Origin of the sequence: Mariniblastus fucicola (assembly GCF_008087665.1) — a bacterium.
GTDB classification, from domain to species: Bacteria; Planctomycetota; Planctomycetia; order Pirellulales; family Pirellulaceae; genus Mariniblastus; species Mariniblastus fucicola.
On record NZ_CP042912.1, the window covers coordinates 1612629 to 1630796 of the forward strand.

The window sequence follows — 18168 nt, forward strand, 5'->3', positions numbered from 1 at the left end:
CGTGAACGTCAAAATCGCGTCTCGAATCTTTAGTGGTTGTCGTCATCGTCCGGCAGGCTGTCGATACCAATCAGCTTTCGAGCCAGCGGACCAACCGTCAAACCCTGCACGATGATCGAGAACACGACAACGGCGTAAGTCACCGTAAGCAACGGCTCGCGACAATCTTCGGGTAACGCCATCGCCAACGCGATCGAGATGCCGCCGCGAAGGCCACCCCAAGCCATGATCGTGGTGGTGTGTGGCACGAAGTCGAGCTTCTTTGCAAAGAATCGTACCGGCAGCAGTAGCGACAGGAAGCGACTGAAGAGCACGATCACGATGGCACAAAGCCCCGCGGTCAGGAACGTCTGATCAAAGTTGATCAGCAGCAAGTCGAAGCCAATCAGCACGAACAGAATTGCATTGAGCAGGATATCGACCAGCTCCCAGAATTTGTCGACGTACATCTCCGTTTGCTGTGACATGGAAGTTCCACGAACCGTATCGTTGCCCACAACCAGACCGGCCACGACCATCGCCAACGGAGCGGAAACATGCAGCCAGGCCGCCACAGCGCATCCTCCGAACACGCAAGCCAACGTGATCATGACTTCGATTTCATAGTCATCGATTGTCCGTAGCAACCAGAACGTCGCTGCTCCAAACGCGAGTCCCAACAACACTCCGCCGAGAACTTCTTTGCCGAACAGTTCCAGTACGCCCAATACAGAAACCGGCTCTGCGTGCGCGTCATGCGATTCGTCGGCGACGTCCGCGGTCCCGTGACCGGAATCAGCATCACCGGGATGCTCGCTTGCGTCCATTGTCGCAGTGGCAACGGTGTTATCCGTGCTGCCGGCGCCGCCGTGATTCGAGTGCGCCCCTGGAGAACCTCCACCGGTGGCGATCATGAAGATCGTCAAAAATATGACAACGCCCACGCCATCGTTGAACAGCGACTCGCCAACGATTTTGGTTTCCAGTTTTTTCGGGACGCCGGCCTGTTTCAAAATGCCCAGAACGGCAATCGGATCTGTCGGTGAAATTAATGCACCAAACAACAGGCAGTGAATGAACTTTAGTGGCAAGCCCAGCCATCCGAAAACCAGCCAGACGAACAACGCGACCAGAAACGTCGACGCCAGGACTCCGAGCGTCGCAAATACGAGCACCGGCCAGCGTTGGACTTTAAGTTGGTCAAAATTCGTATGCATCGCTCCCGCGAAAAGCAGAAAGCCCAGCATCACGTCGAGTAACAGTTCTCCAAAATGGATTTGCTCCATCAGGTTGCTGGCAAACTCAACTGCAAACGAAGACTCGGGCCAGACAATTCGAGTCAGAAAAAGCACCGACGAGAAAGCGATCGCGATGATCATCAGTCCAATCGTGTTGGGCAGTTTCAAAAAACGAACATTAAGAAACCCGAACAAAGCCGAAAGGGTGATGATGATCGCAGTGATCTGAAATGCAGTCATGTCGGCTATCCGCGTCTATTTGGGATTCGCGGCTGTCAGAGATTCAGTTGAAATTTGTCGCGAATTCTACGTGATATTCAGGTAGCCTTTCCAGCGGTGCGGCAAGCAATTACGTTTTCGTTACCGATCGTGTGGAATAAAACGCTGTGTCCGGGAAATTGCCAGTTGAAAACAGGCTTGGCGGATCGGGAAGTATCCTTTTTTGAACTTTGCCGCTAAAATCCAGCCTGCGCTGGCGAGGCGGTACGGGAGAAACGGCCAGCAAACAAATCATTGACCACCGATGGGACCTGGCTCGTGAGAGGCCATTCAGACGTCAGGTAGATTAGCGTATTTATGGAACAGCTTTCGGAAACTGAAAAAACCGAGAACCCTTACAAGGCGACTCCGGGCGAGAACATTGAGCTTGCCGAGGACGCTCATCAGTTGCGCGATCAACTGAACAAAATGTTCTCTGGGTTCGAAAAACAGTTTCGTGCCGAGAGACCGATTCTTTGGTGGGCGACGCTTCTGTCGCCGATCATCCTGTCTGTCACCGTGCTCGGACTACTGTGGGTCGCGCAAGGACCAGGCTATGCACTCAAGTGCGTCAATCACGCGTTGTTAACGTTCTTTGTGTTGGGACGTTTTGTTCTGCTGGCCGGCATGGAAGGCGAGGCAGCCGAACAGGTCGCCAAGATTGCGATGAGGCCCAGCGAGCTATTCGTGTTGGTGACGTATCTGGACTTTATTGTTGCTTTGTTTGTAACGTTTCATATGGGAGTCCTGTTTCGGATTCCCAGAATCGGCCCCAAGCTGGCAATGCTGGTCTGGGATGGGAAATTCTTTATGGATTCGCAACCGTGGATCAAACGCGTCGCGTTCCTCGGGCTGATCGGATTCGTAATCTTCCCTACATCAACGACCGGAAGTATCGGTGGCTCGATCTTCGGTCGGCTGTTGGGGCTCAGCCGCTGGGCGACGGTCGGTGGCGTGCTGATTGGAAGCCTGTTGGGCAACTCGATCATGTACGCGTTTGCCAAACAGATAAACAAGTATCTGGAAGACAACTGGACGCTGCGGATCGTTGGTTTGCTGATCATCATCGTGGCCTGTCTGCTGCTGGAGTGGCGTTACCGCACGGTTAAGAACAAGTACATGCAGGATCAAAAGTCTTCCGACAATGCCGAAGCGTAAGGCCCCGAGCAAGGATGCGGAACTCTGGCAAAAACTGCAGCGACGGGTCGTTCGCTGCAAAAAATGCCCGCGACTGATCGAGCACTGCAAGGCGATCGCAAAAAAGAAACGCAAAGCATACGCCGATCAGAAATACTGGGGCAAGCCGGTCGAAAACTTTGGCGACGGCAGAGCCGACCTGTTGGTCATGGGGCTGGCTCCTGGAGCACACGGCGCCAATCGAACCGGTCGAATGTTCACCGGTGATCGCAGTGGAGATTGGCTCTACCGAGCGATGCACAAATTTGGATTTGCCAGCCAGGCGGAATCGATCGACCGCAACGATGGTCTGGAGTTGGTGAATTCAGTCGTCAGCGGCGTGTGCCATTGTGCTCCCCCCGACAATAAACCGAACCGCCAAGAGGTCGCCAATTGCCAGCCGTTTTTGGAGCAAACTGTGGCTCAAGTTCAACCCAAAGTCGTCCTCGCGCTCGGACGGCTGGCGTGGACTGAAACCCTGCGTTTAGCGAAAGAAATCGGCTGGCTGTCGCCCGAAGATGCTAAGCCGCCGAAGTTCTCTCACGGTGCCGAACATCAGTTTGAATGTGGCGTTTGGATTCTGGCGAGCTACCACCCTAGCCAACAAAATACGTTCACCGGTCGGTTGACGGAGCCGATGTTTGATGCCGTTTTTGCACGGGCTAGAAAGCTGACGCGTTGACTTATGAACGGCGATCTGCAAACGGAACATGCAAAGGCCGCGGTGATGATGTGCGGCTGCAACGTGGCAGCCGACAGACTACGAATCCGACTGGTCAACCAACATCGTATCGCAAGCGTCTTTGTGGGCTTGATAGTAAGTCCCCTGGAGGATCGCACGTTCTCCCAAAGTCGAGCCTACGATCTTTGGAGGCGAAGGGATGAGCAGCGCAATCGTTTTGGTCAAATGCTCAACCGCCATGTCCATTACCGGATATATTTCACCACCGATTACGATGATCGACGGGTCGAGCAAGCTGGCTATGTTCGCGACAGCCAATCCATAGTTCGTCAGGAACTGCTGCAGAACTTCTATCGCGTCCTGATTTCCATTGGCCGCGGCGGTGGCCAGCGATCTCATTCGAGGACGGGAAGACTCGGTCGATTCAAGCTCGATGCCTTTTGCGATCGCCAAATCAAGGACGGGGTCCTCTCCACAGATCGTTTCCAAATGCCCCGTGCCCTCGGCAGCAGAAAATTTAAAATCGGCGTCGAAGACCATCTTTCCCATCTCGCCAGCAAACCCGGCGCTTCCCTGGTAGAGTTGGCCGTTGATAAAGATCCCCGCACCGATGCCGCGTCGAATCGAAGCGAATACAAAATTGTCATAGCCCTTCGCCACGCCGTGCGCAGACTCCGCCGTTGCCGCAGCGTTGATGTCGTTCACAATCCGAATCGCGATGCCCGGAATCTCGGATTCAAGTCGTCCTTTGAGATCGAAATCTGTCCAACCGTTGATCTTGGGCGCTTTTGCGATGTGAGACGTTTTCGGGTCGACAGTTCCCGGCACGCCCACCGTGATCGCTCGCAATGGCGGAGCGTCCTGTTCAAAGCTGGACTTGTAGATTCCGCAGATGTCGTTGATGGCACGAACGATGTTTGCGAACGTTGCGTTTCCACCTGTTTCAGCAGCAGTCGGCAATCGGGATGTCAGCTGAATCTTGCCGCTCATGTCGCCCAGAGCAATCTGGATAACGTGCTCTCCAACGTCGACTCCAATCGCACAGCCGAACAGAGGATTAAGCTTTACGACACTCGCCGGTCGGCCTGGCCCCGCTCCATCAACCGTGGTCGATTCGTGCACGCAAAGCACGTCGGACTCCATCAGCTCGTTCACCAGTCGCGTAATGCTGGGCGTCGATAAACCAGTTTCCTTCGAGATCAACCGGCGGCTGACTTCTCGATGAGCCCGAATGACCTCAATCACCCTATGGATGCTTTGGTTTGCCGCTTTGGAGGAATTGATTGATGTCACGCTAGCCTGTCCGCAGCTACAAATGAGAAGCCGTAAGTCCGAGTTTCAGAAGCCATACAGGCCCCTACTGTGAAGTTTTACCCCATAATCTGGGTGGTTGGCAACCGGACACCTGGTTGGTTCAATCCCACCACCAGGAATCGCTTGTCGTCGAACCAGCAACTGCTTTTTCGATTTGGGCTGTAAACTCGACGTCGCGTTCGATTTTAAGATTCGCCTTGTTCACAAAATCTTTGGCATCAAACGAGACTCCGCCGGAAACTCCGATCAGCGTATGGATCGTCAGCTCTCCATTTCGACGTTCCTTGATAACGCGTCGGTTCATCACCGAGTCCACGCATTCGGCAGGTCGGAAGCGGGAAACTTGCCAACCCGTTTGTGAAGTTTTGTCGTTGCCAACAAAAAAGGGCATCTGCCAGTCCGCGTTCTTCGCCAACTCGAACTCGCGAATCATGTTTGCCACGATCGCCAGGTCAAAGATGTTTTTCAGTTCGTTGTAAACAGGATAGATGTCGGCAAGTTCATCGAAGTGCGCCGTAAAGTCACGAGCAAACGTCTTCGTCGGACCGATCGCCTCGCCGGTGTGAATTCGTTCTCCATCCGCATCGATCAACTCGGTCTCGGCCAGCACTTTGACACCAGGCCCGGTAAATTCAAAGAGAGTCTGAGCCTCGTTTGAGATCAGACGATCGTAGTTCAATGCGAACCACCAGCGGACCACATCCATCGGAGGCGGATTGCCATCGGCGTCCAGAGTCACGCGTTTTAGATAACCAGCGACCGAGGGAATCGAAGGTTCGATTCCCATCCCCAGCAGTTTCATGTGATGGTCTGCGTCGACCAGAATTCTGGCCGCATGACTGGATGCCGGAATTCCGAACACTTCGATGTCCTGCTGGCCAAGTGCCTCGCGAAGCCCGTTTTCCCAACGCTTGCCGCTGCCTTTTGCTGTCGCGACATACTGCTTCGTCGCCGCCAGATTCTTCTTTCGCGGCACGATCGCACAGCCGAACTTACCTGAGTTTGACCACGCATTACGAAGGCAAATCACCAAATCGTCCAACATCAGGACAGGCTTCCCGTCGACGGCACTGACCGTTTTGCCTTGTTCGTTTCGTTTCCAACTTCCGGCAGGTCCGGCGACAATGATTTCGCCAGAATCCGGGTCGAGGATCACGTAGCGGATCTGAGTAAGACCAGCCAGATACAGCATCGCATCGGTCGGAGGCAGTCCTTGGGCCGTACGTTTCTCCGCAGCACGCTCCAACCGCGTCAACGAGACCTTTCTCAGATTCGATGTCTTGTGTACAGAGCCGCGTTTTGCGAGCTCGTCGTCAAAGTCAGCCAGCGACGCCAGCGTGCGGTTGCTTCTCGGAATTCTGTTCAGCACGCCTCTCGCATCGACAAATACGCCTGTCGGATACGGCGACATCGTTCCATTGCCTCCGCCGTTGTTTTCCCAGGTATCCGAGGCAACGGTGTTCTGGATTAGTTGAATCAGAGTGTTAAAGTCGTTCGCGGTGATTCCGCCCTGATCGCCACCGCCGTTCTGGACCGTTCCTGACATGCCGCCGCCACCGGAAAAGAACGTGTCGCCGCTTTGCAGCAAACTGTAAGCTCGACTGCGGGCTTGGTCGTCATCGATCGATGCAACGGTCTGTAACGCGGCTTCGTGTTCGCCGATGCCGATCTGGGAGTTGGCGATCTGCTGCAGCGCAGTCGCGTTGTCACCCGCGGCAGTGATCGCCGCCGAGAACTCGCCGTCTGAAAGATACTGTTGAACTTCCTGAGCAAGACATGTCATCTGCAAGCCAAGCACGAGAATCGCGACCTGCAGAAATTTTGCAACACAGTTTTCAACGCCAAGTGAATGACTCATGCCAACCTCCTCTGTTTTCGCCCCACTTCGAGTATAGCTGTCAGCCATCCCTAGTGCCACGTCGAGATTTCATTGGCCGTTTTCTTGGCGATGTCCGGCACGAGGGCTCCTGCGGCGGGCTGTCCCACGACCAAAACGAGAAACGGCCGTTCATTTGACGGTCTGCCCAAAATTCTGTTGAGGAATTTCATCGGGCTGGGCGTATGGGTCAGAGTTGCACAACCTGCATCGTGCAGAGCGGCAATCAGAAATCCGGTGGCGATGCCGACCGATTCGCTCACGTAGTAGTGTTTGACCTTTTCGCCGGTTTCGTCGAACCCGAAAGTCTGTGAAAAAATCACAATCAACGTTGAAGCCGTTTCGAGAAACGGCTTGCTCGCGTTCGTCCCCAGCGGCGCCAACGCGTCGAGCCAATCCTGAGGGGCCTTGCCGTGATAGAACTCATATTCTTCCACTTCCGCAGCCTTGCGAATCTCAGCTTTGATCTCCGGGCTTTTGACAACGCTGAAATGCCACGGTTGAAGATTTGCCCCGTTCGGTGCCGTTCCCGCAGCGAGTAAACAGTTTTCGATAACGGCGTCGGGTATCGGAGCGTCGGAAAAATCGCGAACGCTGCGCCGGGTTTTGAGATGACTATAGAAGTCCGCAGAACGTTTCTCCATTTCCTCCGCAGGCCTGGTTTCAAAATTTTTCAGCGGAATGTGGTTTCCTTTTGCCATGTCGGGCTCGTGCTTTGAAGGTGGAGAGTTGCTGCGGTTTGAGTTACGATAGGCAGACAAATTTACAATAATACGATGCTTCGCAAGCCCTGCCTTGGCTTGAGGAATTGTCTTTTCAAAATCGGGATGCGACCAATCACTGCCAATAACATTCTTCGGATTCGCTTCCTGTTCACACGATTGTTTTTGTTGTTGGTTGCTGCGTCTGCAATTGCCGGCAACGTCTCGGCGGACATCACGTTGCCGCAACTCTTTTCTGACCACATGGTACTGCAGCGACAAAGCAGCGTGCCGGTGTGGGGCACTGCGACACCGAATGAGAAACTGATGATCTCGTTCGGTGAGTCCGAGTACAAAGTGACGGCCAATGCCGGCGGACGATGGTCAACCATGATTCGCACCGGTGGCGCCGGCGGTCCGTTTGAGCTGGGCGTGTCGTCGGAAGATTCAGATTTGAAAGTCGGATTCACCAACGTCATGGTCGGCGATGTCTGGATCTGCGCTGGACAGTCGAACATGGAGTGGCCGGTTAATAAAGCACTTAATCCGGAAACCGAAATTGAAAAGGCCAAGAACTTTTCGAACGTCCGGCTGTTTTCGATCGAGACGTCTTCGTCGCCAACTCCGCTGGAGGATTTTGGCGTCGTGACTCCATGGTCGGTTTGCGGTCCCGATTCAGTCAAAGAGTTTTCAGCCGTAGGCTATTTTTTCGGCCGCGAGCTTTCACGGAAACTTGATGACGTTCCAATTGGTCTGATCGATTCGACCTGGGGAGGCACGCGATGCGAAGCCTGGACGTCCCGCGAATCGCTTGACGAAGTCGAATCTTTGGCGCCGCTGTTGAAGCACTGGGACGAACAAAAAGAATTGGTGACCAGTCGGAATCACCCCGCCAATATCTACAACGCTATGGTCGCTCCAATGACCCGGTTTCCAGTGCGAGGATTTATCTGGTATCAGGGCGAAGCCAACGTTGGACGCGGTCACCAATATGGAACTTTGTTTCCCACACTGATCAGTGATTGGCGAAAGCAGTTTGGTTCGGAGGAACTGCCGTTCTACTTCGTTCAGTTGGCACCGTATAAGTACGAGGGCCGCGGCGAAAACGCATTGCAGGAACTGTGGGACGCTCAGCTGAAAACAGCCAAAACCGTTCCCGGAACAGGGATGGTCGTGACAACCGATGTTGGGAATCTCGAAGACATCCATCCTCGCAACAAGCAAACGGTCGGGCAACGATTGGCGCTGCTGGCGTTTGGCGACTGCTACGCGGAAGAGCTGAAAGACAATCCGGTTGAAGGCGAGACTTGCGGTCCGTTGTTCGAATCGATCTCGAAGTCGGGTGCTCAGGTTCGAGTCACTTTCAAACACGCGGGCGAAAGTTTGCGACTCAGAGGTCAGGATACAACGCTAAAAGGGTTCTCTGTGTGCGGCGAAGACCGTGTCTTTCATCCTGCCGTGGCGACGATCGTTGACGACGTGGTCGTCGATTTGATCTGCTCGAAAGTTCCAGATCCTGTGGAAGTTCGCTACGGTTGGAACGCAGAATTCGAGATGAATCTGACCAATGATTCTGGCTTGCCGGCGTCTCCTTTTCGCAGCGACGATTTTCCGCTGGCGTCTGAAGGTAAAAACTTTTAAATCGGGTCGGCCAACGATTTTCGTTCGTCACGGTTTGGACTTTTGAGGCTTCAAACCGCCGGGATTGCAGAACGCCGATAGAATTCAACGCGACGTCGGTTAAATTGTCGGGCTCCGATCACTCACTCGCCTGACTCGCGCGTCACGTTTTTTTTTCGAGACGTTGTATCAGGCAGATTTGCAAGAAGTTACCGCCATGCCCAATCGACTGGAAAACGAATCAAGCCCGTACCTGCTTCAGCACGCCAATAATCCGGTGGACTGGTATCCATGGGGCGAAGAAGCTCTTGCTCGTTCGCGCGACGAAGACAAACCGATTTTCCTGTCGATTGGATATTCGGCGTGTCACTGGTGCCATGTCATGGAGCACGAAAGTTTTGAAGACAACGCGATCGCGAAACTGCTGAACGAAAATTACATCGCCATCAAAGTCGATCGTGAAGAGCGTCCTGATCTGGACATGATTTACATGGACGCCGTGATGGCGCTCAAGAACGGACAGGGCGGTTGGCCGCTGAGCGTTTTTCTGACGCCGACTCAACAGGTCTTTTACGGTGGAACCTACTGGCCTCCCCAGGCACGGATGGGAATGCCCGGATTTGGGCAGGTGCTGATGAGCGTGCTCGATGCGTATGTGAACAAACGTCAGCAGATCGAAACGCAGTCCGCTGAGATCACTCAATGGCTCAATCAGGCCAACGATTCCGGCGCAGAACTCGATCGGCAGCAAGTCGTGATCAACGGCGTTCGAGCTATGGAAAATCAGTACGATTTCACCAACGGAGGCTTTGGAACTCAACCAAAATTTCCGCACGCGATGGATCTGCGATGGCTCAATCAGATCGCCGACGCTTGGCCATTGCAGGAATCGCCGTCACGCCAGGTGGTGCAGACGATGATCGATCTGAATCTGCAAAAGATGGCACTTGGCGGAATCTACGACCACCTCGGCGGCGGATTCGCTCGATACAGCGTCGATGAGAAGTGGCTTGTGCCGCACTTTGAAAAAATGCTCTACGACAACGCGTTGTTGACGATGGCCTACACCGAACGATGTCAGCGAGACGCGGATCCGTTTTGCCAGTCGGTAGTGGAAGAAACCATTGAGTACGTGTTGGAAACACTGACCGATCCGGCTGGCGGATTCTACAGCACCGAGGATGCGGACAGCGAAGGCGAAGAAGGAAAGTTTTACGTTTGGTCGCCGCAGGAAATCGAATCCGTGATCGGAGAAGAGGCGGCGGAGTTCTGCGCGGACTACGACGTTTTCCCCAGCGGAAATTTTGAAGGCAAAAGCATCCTGAACCTGACCGACCGATTGGCGAAAGCGACGTCGCAGGAAATGTTTGATCTCAAAATGAAATGGTCGGGTGCTCGTGCGAAACTGCTCGAAGCGCGGAGCCAACGAATTCGGCCAGGTTTGGACGACAAGGTCATCGTTTCGTGGAACGGTTTGATGATCAGTGCCATGGCCCGAGCCGCTTCGGTGTTTGAGAATGAGAAATGGAAGTCGGCTGCGATCGCCGCCGCCGAATTTGTGCTTGGTAGCGTACGCCGGGACGACGGTCGGTTGCGGCACACCTGGCGAAATGGCACTGCAACTATCGACGGGTATTTGGACGACTATGCGGCGATGTTGTGCGGGACGCTGGAACTGTATCGGCTGACGTTTGATAGCCGTTGGGTTGCCGAAGCAAAGCATTTGGCGGATTCGATGATCCAGCATTTTTCAGATCCGGCCGGCGGTTTCTTTTTCACCGCTGATGATGCGGAGAAGTTGATCGCGAGGCGTAAGCCGTGGCACGACAACAGCGTGCCAGGCGGGAACTCGTTGGCTGCATGCGGGCTGCTGGAGTTGGGGAGACTGACTGGAGATTCGTCCTACGTTCAAATGGCGCACGACACGATAGAAGCCTCTGCCCACGTGCTCAATCGGGTTCCGCACGCGGCAGCTCAAATGTTGATTGCCCTAACTCTGTCGTCGCAACCTCAGCGAGAGATCGTGATTGCCGGCGACGCCGAGAAAGCCCGACTGCAGATGCAGCAACTGGCTAAAAAATGGATTCCTGGCGTGTCGTTGATTCTGGCTACCGACAAGGACGATGCCGAATCCGGGCCGCTTGCGTCGGTGATGGAAGGAAAGGAGATCGACTGGGACTCTGTAACGCTTTTCGACTGCGAAGGTTTCAGCTGCAAACTTCCTGTCATCGGAGAAGATCAAGTTTCGGCATGGATTGATGCGCTGGATGAGGTGGCGGGTTGAGTCAGCCTTCGAGTCCGTATTTTCCTGCTGATGCCGCCCCGCGATCGGTTTATGTTCACGTTCCGTTTTGCCGGCACCGCTGCGGCTACTGCAACTTCGCACTTGTTGCTGGTCGCGACCATTTGATCGATCCGTTTCTTGACGCTCTCGAATCAGAAATCGAATCGATATCCGGAACGTTCGAGATTGATACGCTGTTTTTCGGCGGCGGCACGCCCAGCCATCTTTCAGCGTCCCAGTTGGCTCGCCTGGGCGAGATTCTGTTCGCAAAGTTTCGACTGTCTGAAAAAGCTGAAGTTTCGGCGGAGTGCAATCCCTCGGACATCACCGACCAAATGCTTGTCTCGCTGCAAGCGATCGGAGTGAATCGAATCAGCTTGGGCGTGCAATCATTTGACTCCGCGAAACTGAAAGTTCTGCAGCGTGACCACGATGCAGACATTGCCAGGCGAGCTTTTGAGTTGGCGATGGAGCGAACTGGGAACGTGTCGATGGACCTGATTTTCGCGGCTCCCGATGAAACACAATCGCAGTGGGAAGAAGATCTGGAAACGGCGTTGTCGCTTGATCCTGTTCATCTTTCGACCTACGAACTGACCTGGGAAAAGGGAACCACGTTCTGGAATCGGAAAACGAAAGGCGAGCTGGATGGATCGAGCGAAGACTTACGTGTTGAAATGTATCAGGCCGCGATCGACCGGATTGGGCAGGCCGGGCTGGAGCAATACGAAGTCTCCAGCTTTGCAAAACCCGGCAAGAGATGTCAGCACAACTTGCAGTACTGGTTGTGCAATCCATGGTTCGCGTTTGGTCCGAGTGCCGCAAGCTTTGTGGGCGGAGTTCGCAACACGAACCACCGAAGTCCGATGACGTGGATGAAACGCGTCACTGATCGCCAGTCGCCAGTCCAGGAATCTGAGCCACTTTCCGATCGTGATCGCGCGATCGAGCGTCTAATTTTTGGGCTGCGAATGGTTGACGGGATCGCGGTCAATTATTTCGAGGACGCCATCGGTAGTTCGCTCGAGTCGCTATCCGGTGATGTCATTGCGGGTCAAATTAGCCGCGGTTTGGTGCAACGCACGGCCACGCATTTGCGCCTGACTCCGGCCGGTCGAATGGTCGCCGATTCGGTAGCCGTCGAACTTCTTTAGCAGGAAATTCGACGCGAAACAGGTCCATGCTGCGGATTTGCAAATCGGATGTTGCCGTGAATTTCCGCGTACGACGCTCACTCAAAGTCGTCCATATCCGTCACATCATGCGACTGAGGGAGATCGGCAAGTTCCATCAGATTGAACAGATCCAAAAACCGATCGGTGGTTTGATAAAGCTTCCGTTTTGGCTTTTCCTGGTCGGCGACAGTGGTCAGCAAATCTCGGCGAACCAACTGATTTAGAACACCGCCAACCGGTTTGTTCCTGGCTTTTTCAACTTCTTCGCGGCTGATCGGCTGGCGATACGCGACGACGGCGAGGATGTCGATCGCGTTCTGAGAAAGCGCCACTTCGCGGTTGCGGCCAAAATACTCGTTTTGCAAACTCGCCAAGTCCTCGGCCACCACCATGCGAATCGAATCCGAATCCACGCTAATTCGGTACGCCGCGTTTTCCTTCTCGTACTGTGTGTTCAGCTTTTCGGCGATCGACCGAACCTCCTTGGGGCTCACGTCTCGCATCACAGAAGCGATCTTCCTGGACGTCAGTTTCTCTCCGCGGGGCACGCCGACGAACAGGATCGACTCCACGATCGACTCGGGCGTGATCGGGCAGCCAGAATCATCGTCCGGCTGGTCTTCGAATTGTTCTTCGGCCTCGTCTTCGATTGAATCGTCGGCAACTTCGTCTTCTTCCGACTCATCGCGAGCCAGCTTGTCCGTGACCAGTTCGCCTCGGCTGGGGCCGTCCACCTGGCCGTCGTTGTTTGCCTGTTGGCGCAGGACTTCCGCGTAGGCTTCGCTAAGCCGGTCGAGCGAAAGTTCGTCATCGCCATCGTCGTCAAAGGGTTCCTGATTTTCGTTCGTGGACATGAGGCGAGCTTAGCGGAACGAGGCTGGTTGGGCCACAACAAAAACGTGATGCCTCAACCACCCATCGTCGCAAAGCGCGCCGCGAGCGCTGGACAACCAAAAAACGCGTTGCAAATCAAATTGCAACGCGTTTACGTTTCTCGCCAAATCGATTTTGATGTCACCTTTTTTGAGAACCGCAGCCGTGCTCGCGAGAGTGTGACGGTTCAGTTCGACATCCCGCCAGACGCCAGACGACGGACGGCAAGTTGAAGCTCAAGCAGGCAGTGACATGCGTTGACCTAGTAGCCAATCGATGGTGGGTTCTTCATCAGGAAATCACGTGGACCGCGAGTCGTGTAGTACGGGTAGGCGTATGAAGGAGCCATGCCGGTTCCGTTTCCAGGAGCCTGAGCAGTGTGAGGAATGGTTCCGCCGTATGGATGACGGTGTGCACCTCGCAGCTTTGAAAGGCAGCCGCCGCAGTAGTTTCCGCCGACGCCACAACCAGGAACGCTGCATCCGCCAACTTGGCTTCCAGCAACAGCAGCAACAGTACGTGCTTTTCCTTTGCCGCCCAAAAGGCAACTGCCGAGTTTGCAATCGCATCCTTGGGTTCCGATCTTGCCCAGCAATCCGCCGACTGCCGATGAGTCAGCTGCGACTTCCATGCCAGCAGCACATGCGTCATCGCCGCATCCGCAAGCACCGTCAGAGAGTGAAACAATGGTTGCACCTGAAGTCGAACCGCAGCCGCAATCGCCCGCTCCGCCGCAACCGCAATCGCTTGCTGGTGCTGTGCCGCATCCGCAACCGCCTGCATCCGCAACGCCGCAGGTGTCGCAACCCATCGATGCTGCAGGAGCAACCGATTGGTTCTTCATACGAGAGAACAGTCCGTTGTTGCGTCCTTGATTACAAGCGGTTCCTCGTTGGTTGACTCGCAAGCCCATCCCGCGTTCGTCACCAAATTTGCGTACGAGGCTACATGAAGGAGTCAGGCCTCGAGGTGCACTGCAATTGCAGTCGCCAGAAAGCACGGTGCAATCGTCGCATCCCGCGGTCGGAGTGCCGCAGAGTCCGTCGGAGCAACCACCGGCTCCTTGTTGAATGGCACAGCCTGTTGAGGCGAGTGCGAAAATCACGAGTGCGGAAAACAGCATGGATTTCATTGTTTCAAATCCTTTTGAAAACTGGGGCAGTTCCAGAGTCTCTCTATGGAACTTTTTGAATTGGCTACGTTCGGCATTGCAACCATTCGATTTGCGGGCGAACACTTGCGAGCGAAGTCACGCAGAAATTCATCGACGTGGAAGGCCTGATAATGCAATAAATCTGCAGAAGCAGGGATGCTGTAGAAAGTCTCACCATTGAGCCATCCGTTTTACGGCGCAACGTTTTCTCAACCGTCAAGGTTTGACATCAGTGATAGCGTCATTCGCGATCCGATGTCGATTCCCGTGCCTAAACGCGTTTCCAGTCAGCGTCGTCGATGTTGAACCAGTCCAGCTGAACACGGCTTTTGTCGCCGCCCGGATTGTCGCTGACCAGAACGGCACGCACGTCGGTGTGCTGACGGCAAAATTCTTCGACGGATTCGATTGGCATCACGAAAAATGCGGTCGCGAGAGCGTCAGAAAGCTCGGCTGAATTCGAAATCACGGTCGTTGAAAGAAAGTGATCCGTCGGCCAGCCAGTTTTCGGATGAATAATATGGCCGAAGCGTTTGCCTTGATGGAAGAACCCCTGTCGCGCGGTTCCGGAGGTGCCGAGTGCAGCGTCGCGAAGATAAAACTCTGCAAGCCTGCGATCTGGCAACACGGGATGGCTCAAGCCAACCGGCCAACCGCTGCCGGAATCGGAGGTGATGTCCTTCTGGTTGCCCGCTGCGATGACGCTGCTCTGTCCGCCATGCAGCACAAAGTCGTGCACTTCGTGCTCACGGATTTTCGCCGCGACGCGATCAATCGCATAGCCTTTCCCGATGCCGCCAAGGTTGACTTTCAGGTTTGGGACTGCAAAACGAACAGAGTTGGATGCGTTGTCGAGTACCAAGTGTTGCATGCCGATCGAGTTCAACGTTTCGGCGAGCGTTTCTTCACCAGGAACGCTGCCGCTCCGCTGCTCAAATCCCCAAACTTGCGAGAGCTTTCCTGCGGTGACGTCGAAGGCTCCTGCAGTCGATTCGTGAATCGCTTGCGCTCGTTGCAGTAAATGAAACAGGGGTTCGGAAACCACGAAGGGTTCACGAAACGCGTTTTGGTTCATCTGCGATACTTCGCTGTCGTCCTGATAAACGGTTAGCTGCGATTCAAGTTCATCGATCAGTTGCATCGCTTTGGCTGCCGCCAGACCGGATTCGCGATACTGTTGCATGTTGAACATCAGTTCCCACGTGCAAGCCATCGCCCTTTTCTCGTAGGTCTCAAGGTAGGCGGCCTGTTTGGTTTCGGAGACGTCAAGGTTCAGGTCAGGAACATCAAACTCGAAGTTTTCCAGCGCCTGACGCGCAGCCTGAACCAGCGAACGGCCTTTGAGAAATTCCCTGCGATTGGATGGTTGATTCATGCGTTCAGTGTACACACGCGGACGGATTTGACCGACCTGGCTTCTTTCGTAAAGTGCGCGTCAACGAAGCCCGGTTCACCGATGCTGCCCATTCGCGATTTGATCAGCACCAGTTCTGCCGCGTCAAGTTCGCTGGCCAGACGCGCGGCAATTGAGTCGCTGGTGAAGTCCCAGCTGGCAGGGATATCGGATTTTCCAATCGTCCACTGCGCGGCATCGAAAATGATGTTGGAAGATTGCGAGTTCTCCAGCTGCGAAATTCGATCGCAAAATTCAGCCTCGGGAATCAGGCAGGACACGACTTTCGCATTGAGGCTCATCGCGTGACAGGCAAGCTCATGCGACTGTTGTTCCCCCAAATTTTGCAGACCCTGAAGTTCACGAACAACGTCCGCAAAGCTGCCCCCACCGACGACGATGATGTTCTGCAAGTCATCGTTTTCCTCTAACCAGACTTTCAGCGTCGGGCCGATCTGCCCTGCCCTGAGCACGCTGCCGCCAAGTTTTACGACGCGTCGACTCATGCCTGAAACTTCTCCCGCGCGAGAACCGCAGTCGCGAATGCCGGAGCCCCGCTGTCCATTTCTCCGCCGACTTCATTTCCCAGGATAGTGATGTTCGCTGTCGGATAATGTTTTTCGAGTATGTGGCTCACGAATGCAACTCCGCTTCCGGTGCAGATGAAATTGCCCGGATCGGATTGCTGGGTTCGAAATCCGTCCAGGAAGATCTCTTCGACGCGATCAAGGATTTGCGACGCGAGTGCTTTCGCAGAATCAAGCCCGATCGTTGAAACGTCTTCGCAGACCATTCTGGCAATCCGTTGAGCCGCAGCCAAAACGGTTCGAGGCCTTTTATCCGCCGTGTCGGTATCCGAAGGATCTTCAGTAGTGCGGCCGCACACTAACATCGCATCCGAAATGGTCGCGAAGAATTCACGAGCGATCGGGACATGATTTCCCTCGAAAGTCAGACTGTCGACGACGCTGCAGACGGGAGTTCTGTCGGAACCAACGTAGACCAATTCTCCGTTTCGCAATCGTTGTGAGTCCGTTTTTCCTTTCGCGGCAACAGATCCGTCGTGTACCGGAATGATGTCGGAAGTTGTGGATCCCATGTCGACGACGAAGCCTGTCTGATTCGGCAAAAATCGGCTGGCAAAGGTCGCCATGATCGCCCAGTTGGACGCCGCGGTCTCCAGCCAGTGAATCCTGGCAGCATCTGCGTCGCGGAACTGTAGATCCGTTCCGGCAAACAAAGGTGGCTGCAATTGCCTTTTATGGCAGGCGTTTTCCAGAGCGTGGACGATAAACGTGACACCGTCGCGCCGTGATTCAAAGCAGTCCGTAAGTTCCGCCGTCATCGTTGCGGCGATACGAACCGATTGTGAGCCCGCCAGTTGGCTGATGATATCAGAAAGCGATTCCTGCAATCGCTCGTGCTCGATCCAGAAACGGAAAGGGATCGAGATGACTTGGCCATCGCACGTCGCAGCTTTGATGTTTGCTCCGCCGATGTCGAGTCCAAGCCAATTCATTTGTCTACGATTTCGTCGAGTGCGGATTCAATAGTGCTGTGCTGGAACGAGTACCCTTTTTCGTTCGCCACGCCCGGAACGACGCGCTGCGAACTAAACAGGCTGTTGGCAAATTCCCCCAACGCAATCCGCAGTGCAAATTTCGGTGCTGGCAAAATCGCGAAACGGCCAACGGCTTTGGCGATCGCCTGAGTCATCTCGCTGTTGCGAACCGGATTTGGGGCCGACGCATTGACGGGGCCTGAAACCGAGTCGTTTTCGATTGCCCACAAGATCATACCGGCCAGATCGTCAACGTGAATCCAGGGCACCCATTGTTTGCCGCTGCCCAGTCGCCCGCCCAGTCCCATTTTGAACAGCGGAAGCATCTTTTCCATCGCTCCGCCGCCGCGACCAAGGACGATGCCGATGCGAATCAGGACGACTCTGACGCCGTGTTCGGCAAGTCGCAATGCTTCGTTTTCCCAGTCCACGCAAACGTCGCCCAGAAAATTGTCAGCCGGAGGATACGTTTCGTCGACGATCACTTCACCAGGGTCGCCGTAGATTCCGACAGCGGAGGCGGACACCATGACTTTCGGGCGTTGCTCCAGCTTCAGGATCTGATCGACAAGAGTCCGAGTCGAATCAATGCGACTGGATCGAATCCGCTTTTTCTTCTCATCAGTCCAACGGCCTTCCGCGATCGATTCTCCCATCAGGTTAACGACCGATTCAATTTTCGTGGTCGGATCAATCTTTAAATCGTCTGACCATTCCAGGAACTCGTCTCCATCGGCCCCCGCTTTCTTCTTCGCGCGTTCGACATCGCGCGTCGTCAAAATGGTTCGGTCAAGTTTGGGAACCAGATATCCGCCGACAAAGCCGGTGCCACCTGTAACGAGTGTTGTATGTTCAGACATTATGTTCGGACCGCTGCAGTTCGCT

Annotated in this window: 15 protein-coding genes; 5 read left to right on the forward strand and 10 right to left on the reverse strand. The window is 54.5% G+C overall.

The window, feature by feature from the left end:
• Nucleotides 1–29: 29 nt before the first annotated feature.
• The gene (locus MFFC18_RS05855) at nucleotides 30–1457 is read right to left on the reverse strand and encodes a cation:proton antiporter (RefSeq protein ID WP_075081644.1); all 1428 of its coding nucleotides are present in this window, start codon (nucleotides 1455–1457) and stop codon (nucleotides 30–32) included.
• Nucleotides 1458–1793: 336 nt separating this feature from the next.
• On the opposite strand from MFFC18_RS05855, the gene MFFC18_RS05860 reads away from it, so the two are divergent.
• Nucleotides 1794–2633: a small multi-drug export protein gene (locus tag MFFC18_RS05860; protein WP_084416685.1), complete on the forward strand. Its 840-nt coding sequence runs from the start codon at nucleotides 1794–1796 to the stop codon at nucleotides 2631–2633.
• Nucleotides 2620–3333: a uracil-DNA glycosylase gene (locus MFFC18_RS05865; protein WP_075081643.1), complete on the forward strand. Its 714-nt coding sequence runs from the start codon at nucleotides 2620–2622 to the stop codon at nucleotides 3331–3333. The genes MFFC18_RS05860 and MFFC18_RS05865 overlap by 14 nt, the downstream gene beginning before the upstream one ends.
• Nucleotides 3334–3411: 78 nt before the next feature.
• Here the strand turns inward: MFFC18_RS05865 and MFFC18_RS05870 are convergent, their stop codons facing one another.
• From MFFC18_RS05870 to MFFC18_RS05880, 3 genes are all read right to left on the reverse strand, one after another.
• Nucleotides 3412–4626 carry an ROK family transcriptional regulator gene (locus tag MFFC18_RS05870; RefSeq protein WP_148618670.1) on the reverse strand — a complete coding sequence of 405 codons (1215 nt, stop codon included), beginning with the start codon at nucleotides 4624–4626 and terminating at the stop codon, nucleotides 3412–3414.
• 121 nt (nucleotides 4627–4747) lie between these two features.
• Nucleotides 4748–6505, reverse strand: coding sequence for a DUF1598 domain-containing protein (locus MFFC18_RS05875; RefSeq protein ID WP_157664987.1), 1758 nt, complete (start codon nucleotides 6503–6505; stop codon nucleotides 4748–4750).
• A 50-nt stretch (nucleotides 6506–6555) separates the two neighbouring features.
• Complete coding sequence (locus MFFC18_RS05880) at nucleotides 6556–7224, reverse strand: nitroreductase family protein (RefSeq protein ID WP_075081640.1); 669 nt, start codon at nucleotides 7222–7224, stop codon at nucleotides 6556–6558.
• 126 nt (nucleotides 7225–7350) lie between these two features.
• On the opposite strand from MFFC18_RS05880, the gene MFFC18_RS05885 reads away from it, so the two are divergent.
• From MFFC18_RS05885 to hemW, 3 genes are all read left to right on the forward strand, one after another.
• On the forward strand, nucleotides 7351–8865 hold the full coding sequence (locus MFFC18_RS05885) for a sialate O-acetylesterase (protein WP_075081639.1): 1515 nt from the start codon (nucleotides 7351–7353) through the stop codon (nucleotides 8863–8865).
• 196 nt (nucleotides 8866–9061) lie between these two features.
• Nucleotides 9062–11128, forward strand: a complete 2067-nt coding sequence (locus tag MFFC18_RS05890) for a thioredoxin domain-containing protein (RefSeq protein ID WP_075081638.1) — start codon at nucleotides 9062–9064, stop codon at nucleotides 11126–11128.
• Nucleotides 11125–12282: a radical SAM family heme chaperone HemW gene (hemW, locus tag MFFC18_RS05895; protein ID WP_075081637.1), complete on the forward strand. Its 1158-nt coding sequence runs from the start codon at nucleotides 11125–11127 to the stop codon at nucleotides 12280–12282. The genes MFFC18_RS05890 and hemW overlap by 4 nt, the downstream gene beginning before the upstream one ends.
• A gap of 77 nt (nucleotides 12283–12359) precedes the next feature.
• Here the strand turns inward: hemW and scpB are convergent, their stop codons facing one another.
• The 6 genes from scpB to MFFC18_RS05925 form a co-directional block, all read right to left on the reverse strand.
• The gene (gene scpB, locus MFFC18_RS05900; RefSeq protein WP_075081636.1) at nucleotides 12360–13157 is read right to left on the reverse strand and encodes an SMC-Scp complex subunit ScpB; all 798 of its coding nucleotides are present in this window, start codon (nucleotides 13155–13157) and stop codon (nucleotides 12360–12362) included.
• A gap of 281 nt (nucleotides 13158–13438) precedes the next feature.
• A complete protein-coding gene (locus MFFC18_RS05905; protein WP_075081634.1) occupies nucleotides 13439–14308 on the reverse strand; it encodes a hypothetical protein in 870 nt (289 codons plus the stop codon).
• A 292-nt stretch (nucleotides 14309–14600) separates the two neighbouring features.
• Nucleotides 14601–15704 (reverse strand): FAD:protein FMN transferase, encoded by a 1104-nt coding sequence (locus tag MFFC18_RS05910; RefSeq protein WP_075081633.1) that lies wholly within the window; start codon nucleotides 15702–15704, stop codon nucleotides 14601–14603.
• Nucleotides 15701–16228 carry an amino acid kinase family protein gene (locus tag MFFC18_RS05915; RefSeq protein ID WP_075081632.1) on the reverse strand — a complete coding sequence of 176 codons (528 nt, stop codon included), beginning with the start codon at nucleotides 16226–16228 and terminating at the stop codon, nucleotides 15701–15703. The genes MFFC18_RS05910 and MFFC18_RS05915 overlap by 4 nt, the downstream gene beginning before the upstream one ends.
• Nucleotides 16225–17241 (reverse strand): hydantoinase/oxoprolinase family protein, encoded by a 1017-nt coding sequence (locus MFFC18_RS05920; RefSeq protein ID WP_075081631.1) that lies wholly within the window; start codon nucleotides 17239–17241, stop codon nucleotides 16225–16227. Before MFFC18_RS05920 ends, MFFC18_RS05915 begins: the two co-directional genes overlap by 4 nt.
• Nucleotides 17238–18143: a TIGR01777 family oxidoreductase gene (locus tag MFFC18_RS05925; protein ID WP_075081630.1), complete on the reverse strand. Its 906-nt coding sequence runs from the start codon at nucleotides 18141–18143 to the stop codon at nucleotides 17238–17240. The genes MFFC18_RS05920 and MFFC18_RS05925 overlap by 4 nt, the downstream gene beginning before the upstream one ends.
• Between the last annotated feature and the right edge of the window lie 25 nt (nucleotides 18144–18168).

What these genes read in the sequence shown, in the direction of transcription:
- MFFC18_RS05855 (WP_075081644.1), bottom strand. Translation starts at nt 1,457, where the DNA reads ATGACTGCATTTCAGATCACTGCGATCATCATCACCCTTTCGGCTTTG.
- MFFC18_RS05860 (WP_084416685.1), top strand. Translation starts at nt 1,794, where the DNA reads ATGGAACAGCTTTCGGAAACTGAAAAAACCGAGAACCCTTACAAGGCG.
- MFFC18_RS05865 (WP_075081643.1), top strand. Translation starts at nt 2,620, where the DNA reads ATGCCGAAGCGTAAGGCCCCGAGCAAGGATGCGGAACTCTGGCAAAAA.
- MFFC18_RS05875 (WP_157664987.1), bottom strand. Translation starts at nt 6,505, where the DNA reads ATGAGTCATTCACTTGGCGTTGAAAACTGTGTTGCAAAATTTCTGCAG.
- MFFC18_RS05880 (WP_075081640.1), bottom strand. Translation starts at nt 7,224, where the DNA reads ATGGCAAAAGGAAACCACATTCCGCTGAAAAATTTTGAAACCAGGCCT.
- MFFC18_RS05885 (WP_075081639.1), top strand. Translation starts at nt 7,351, where the DNA reads ATGCGACCAATCACTGCCAATAACATTCTTCGGATTCGCTTCCTGTTC.
- MFFC18_RS05890 (WP_075081638.1), top strand. Translation starts at nt 9,062, where the DNA reads ATGCCCAATCGACTGGAAAACGAATCAAGCCCGTACCTGCTTCAGCAC.
- scpB (WP_075081636.1), bottom strand. Translation starts at nt 13,157, where the DNA reads ATGTCCACGAACGAAAATCAGGAACCCTTTGACGACGATGGCGATGAC.
- MFFC18_RS05905 (WP_075081634.1), bottom strand. Translation starts at nt 14,308, where the DNA reads ATGAAATCCATGCTGTTTTCCGCACTCGTGATTTTCGCACTCGCCTCA.
- MFFC18_RS05910 (WP_075081633.1), bottom strand. Translation starts at nt 15,704, where the DNA reads ATGAATCAACCATCCAATCGCAGGGAATTTCTCAAAGGCCGTTCGCTG.
- MFFC18_RS05915 (WP_075081632.1), bottom strand. Translation starts at nt 16,228, where the DNA reads ATGAGTCGACGCGTCGTAAAACTTGGCGGCAGCGTGCTCAGGGCAGGG.
- MFFC18_RS05920 (WP_075081631.1), bottom strand. Translation starts at nt 17,241, where the DNA reads ATGAATTGGCTTGGACTCGACATCGGCGGAGCAAACATCAAAGCTGCG.
- MFFC18_RS05925 (WP_075081630.1), bottom strand. Translation starts at nt 18,143, where the DNA reads ATGTCTGAACATACAACACTCGTTACAGGTGGCACCGGCTTTGTCGGC.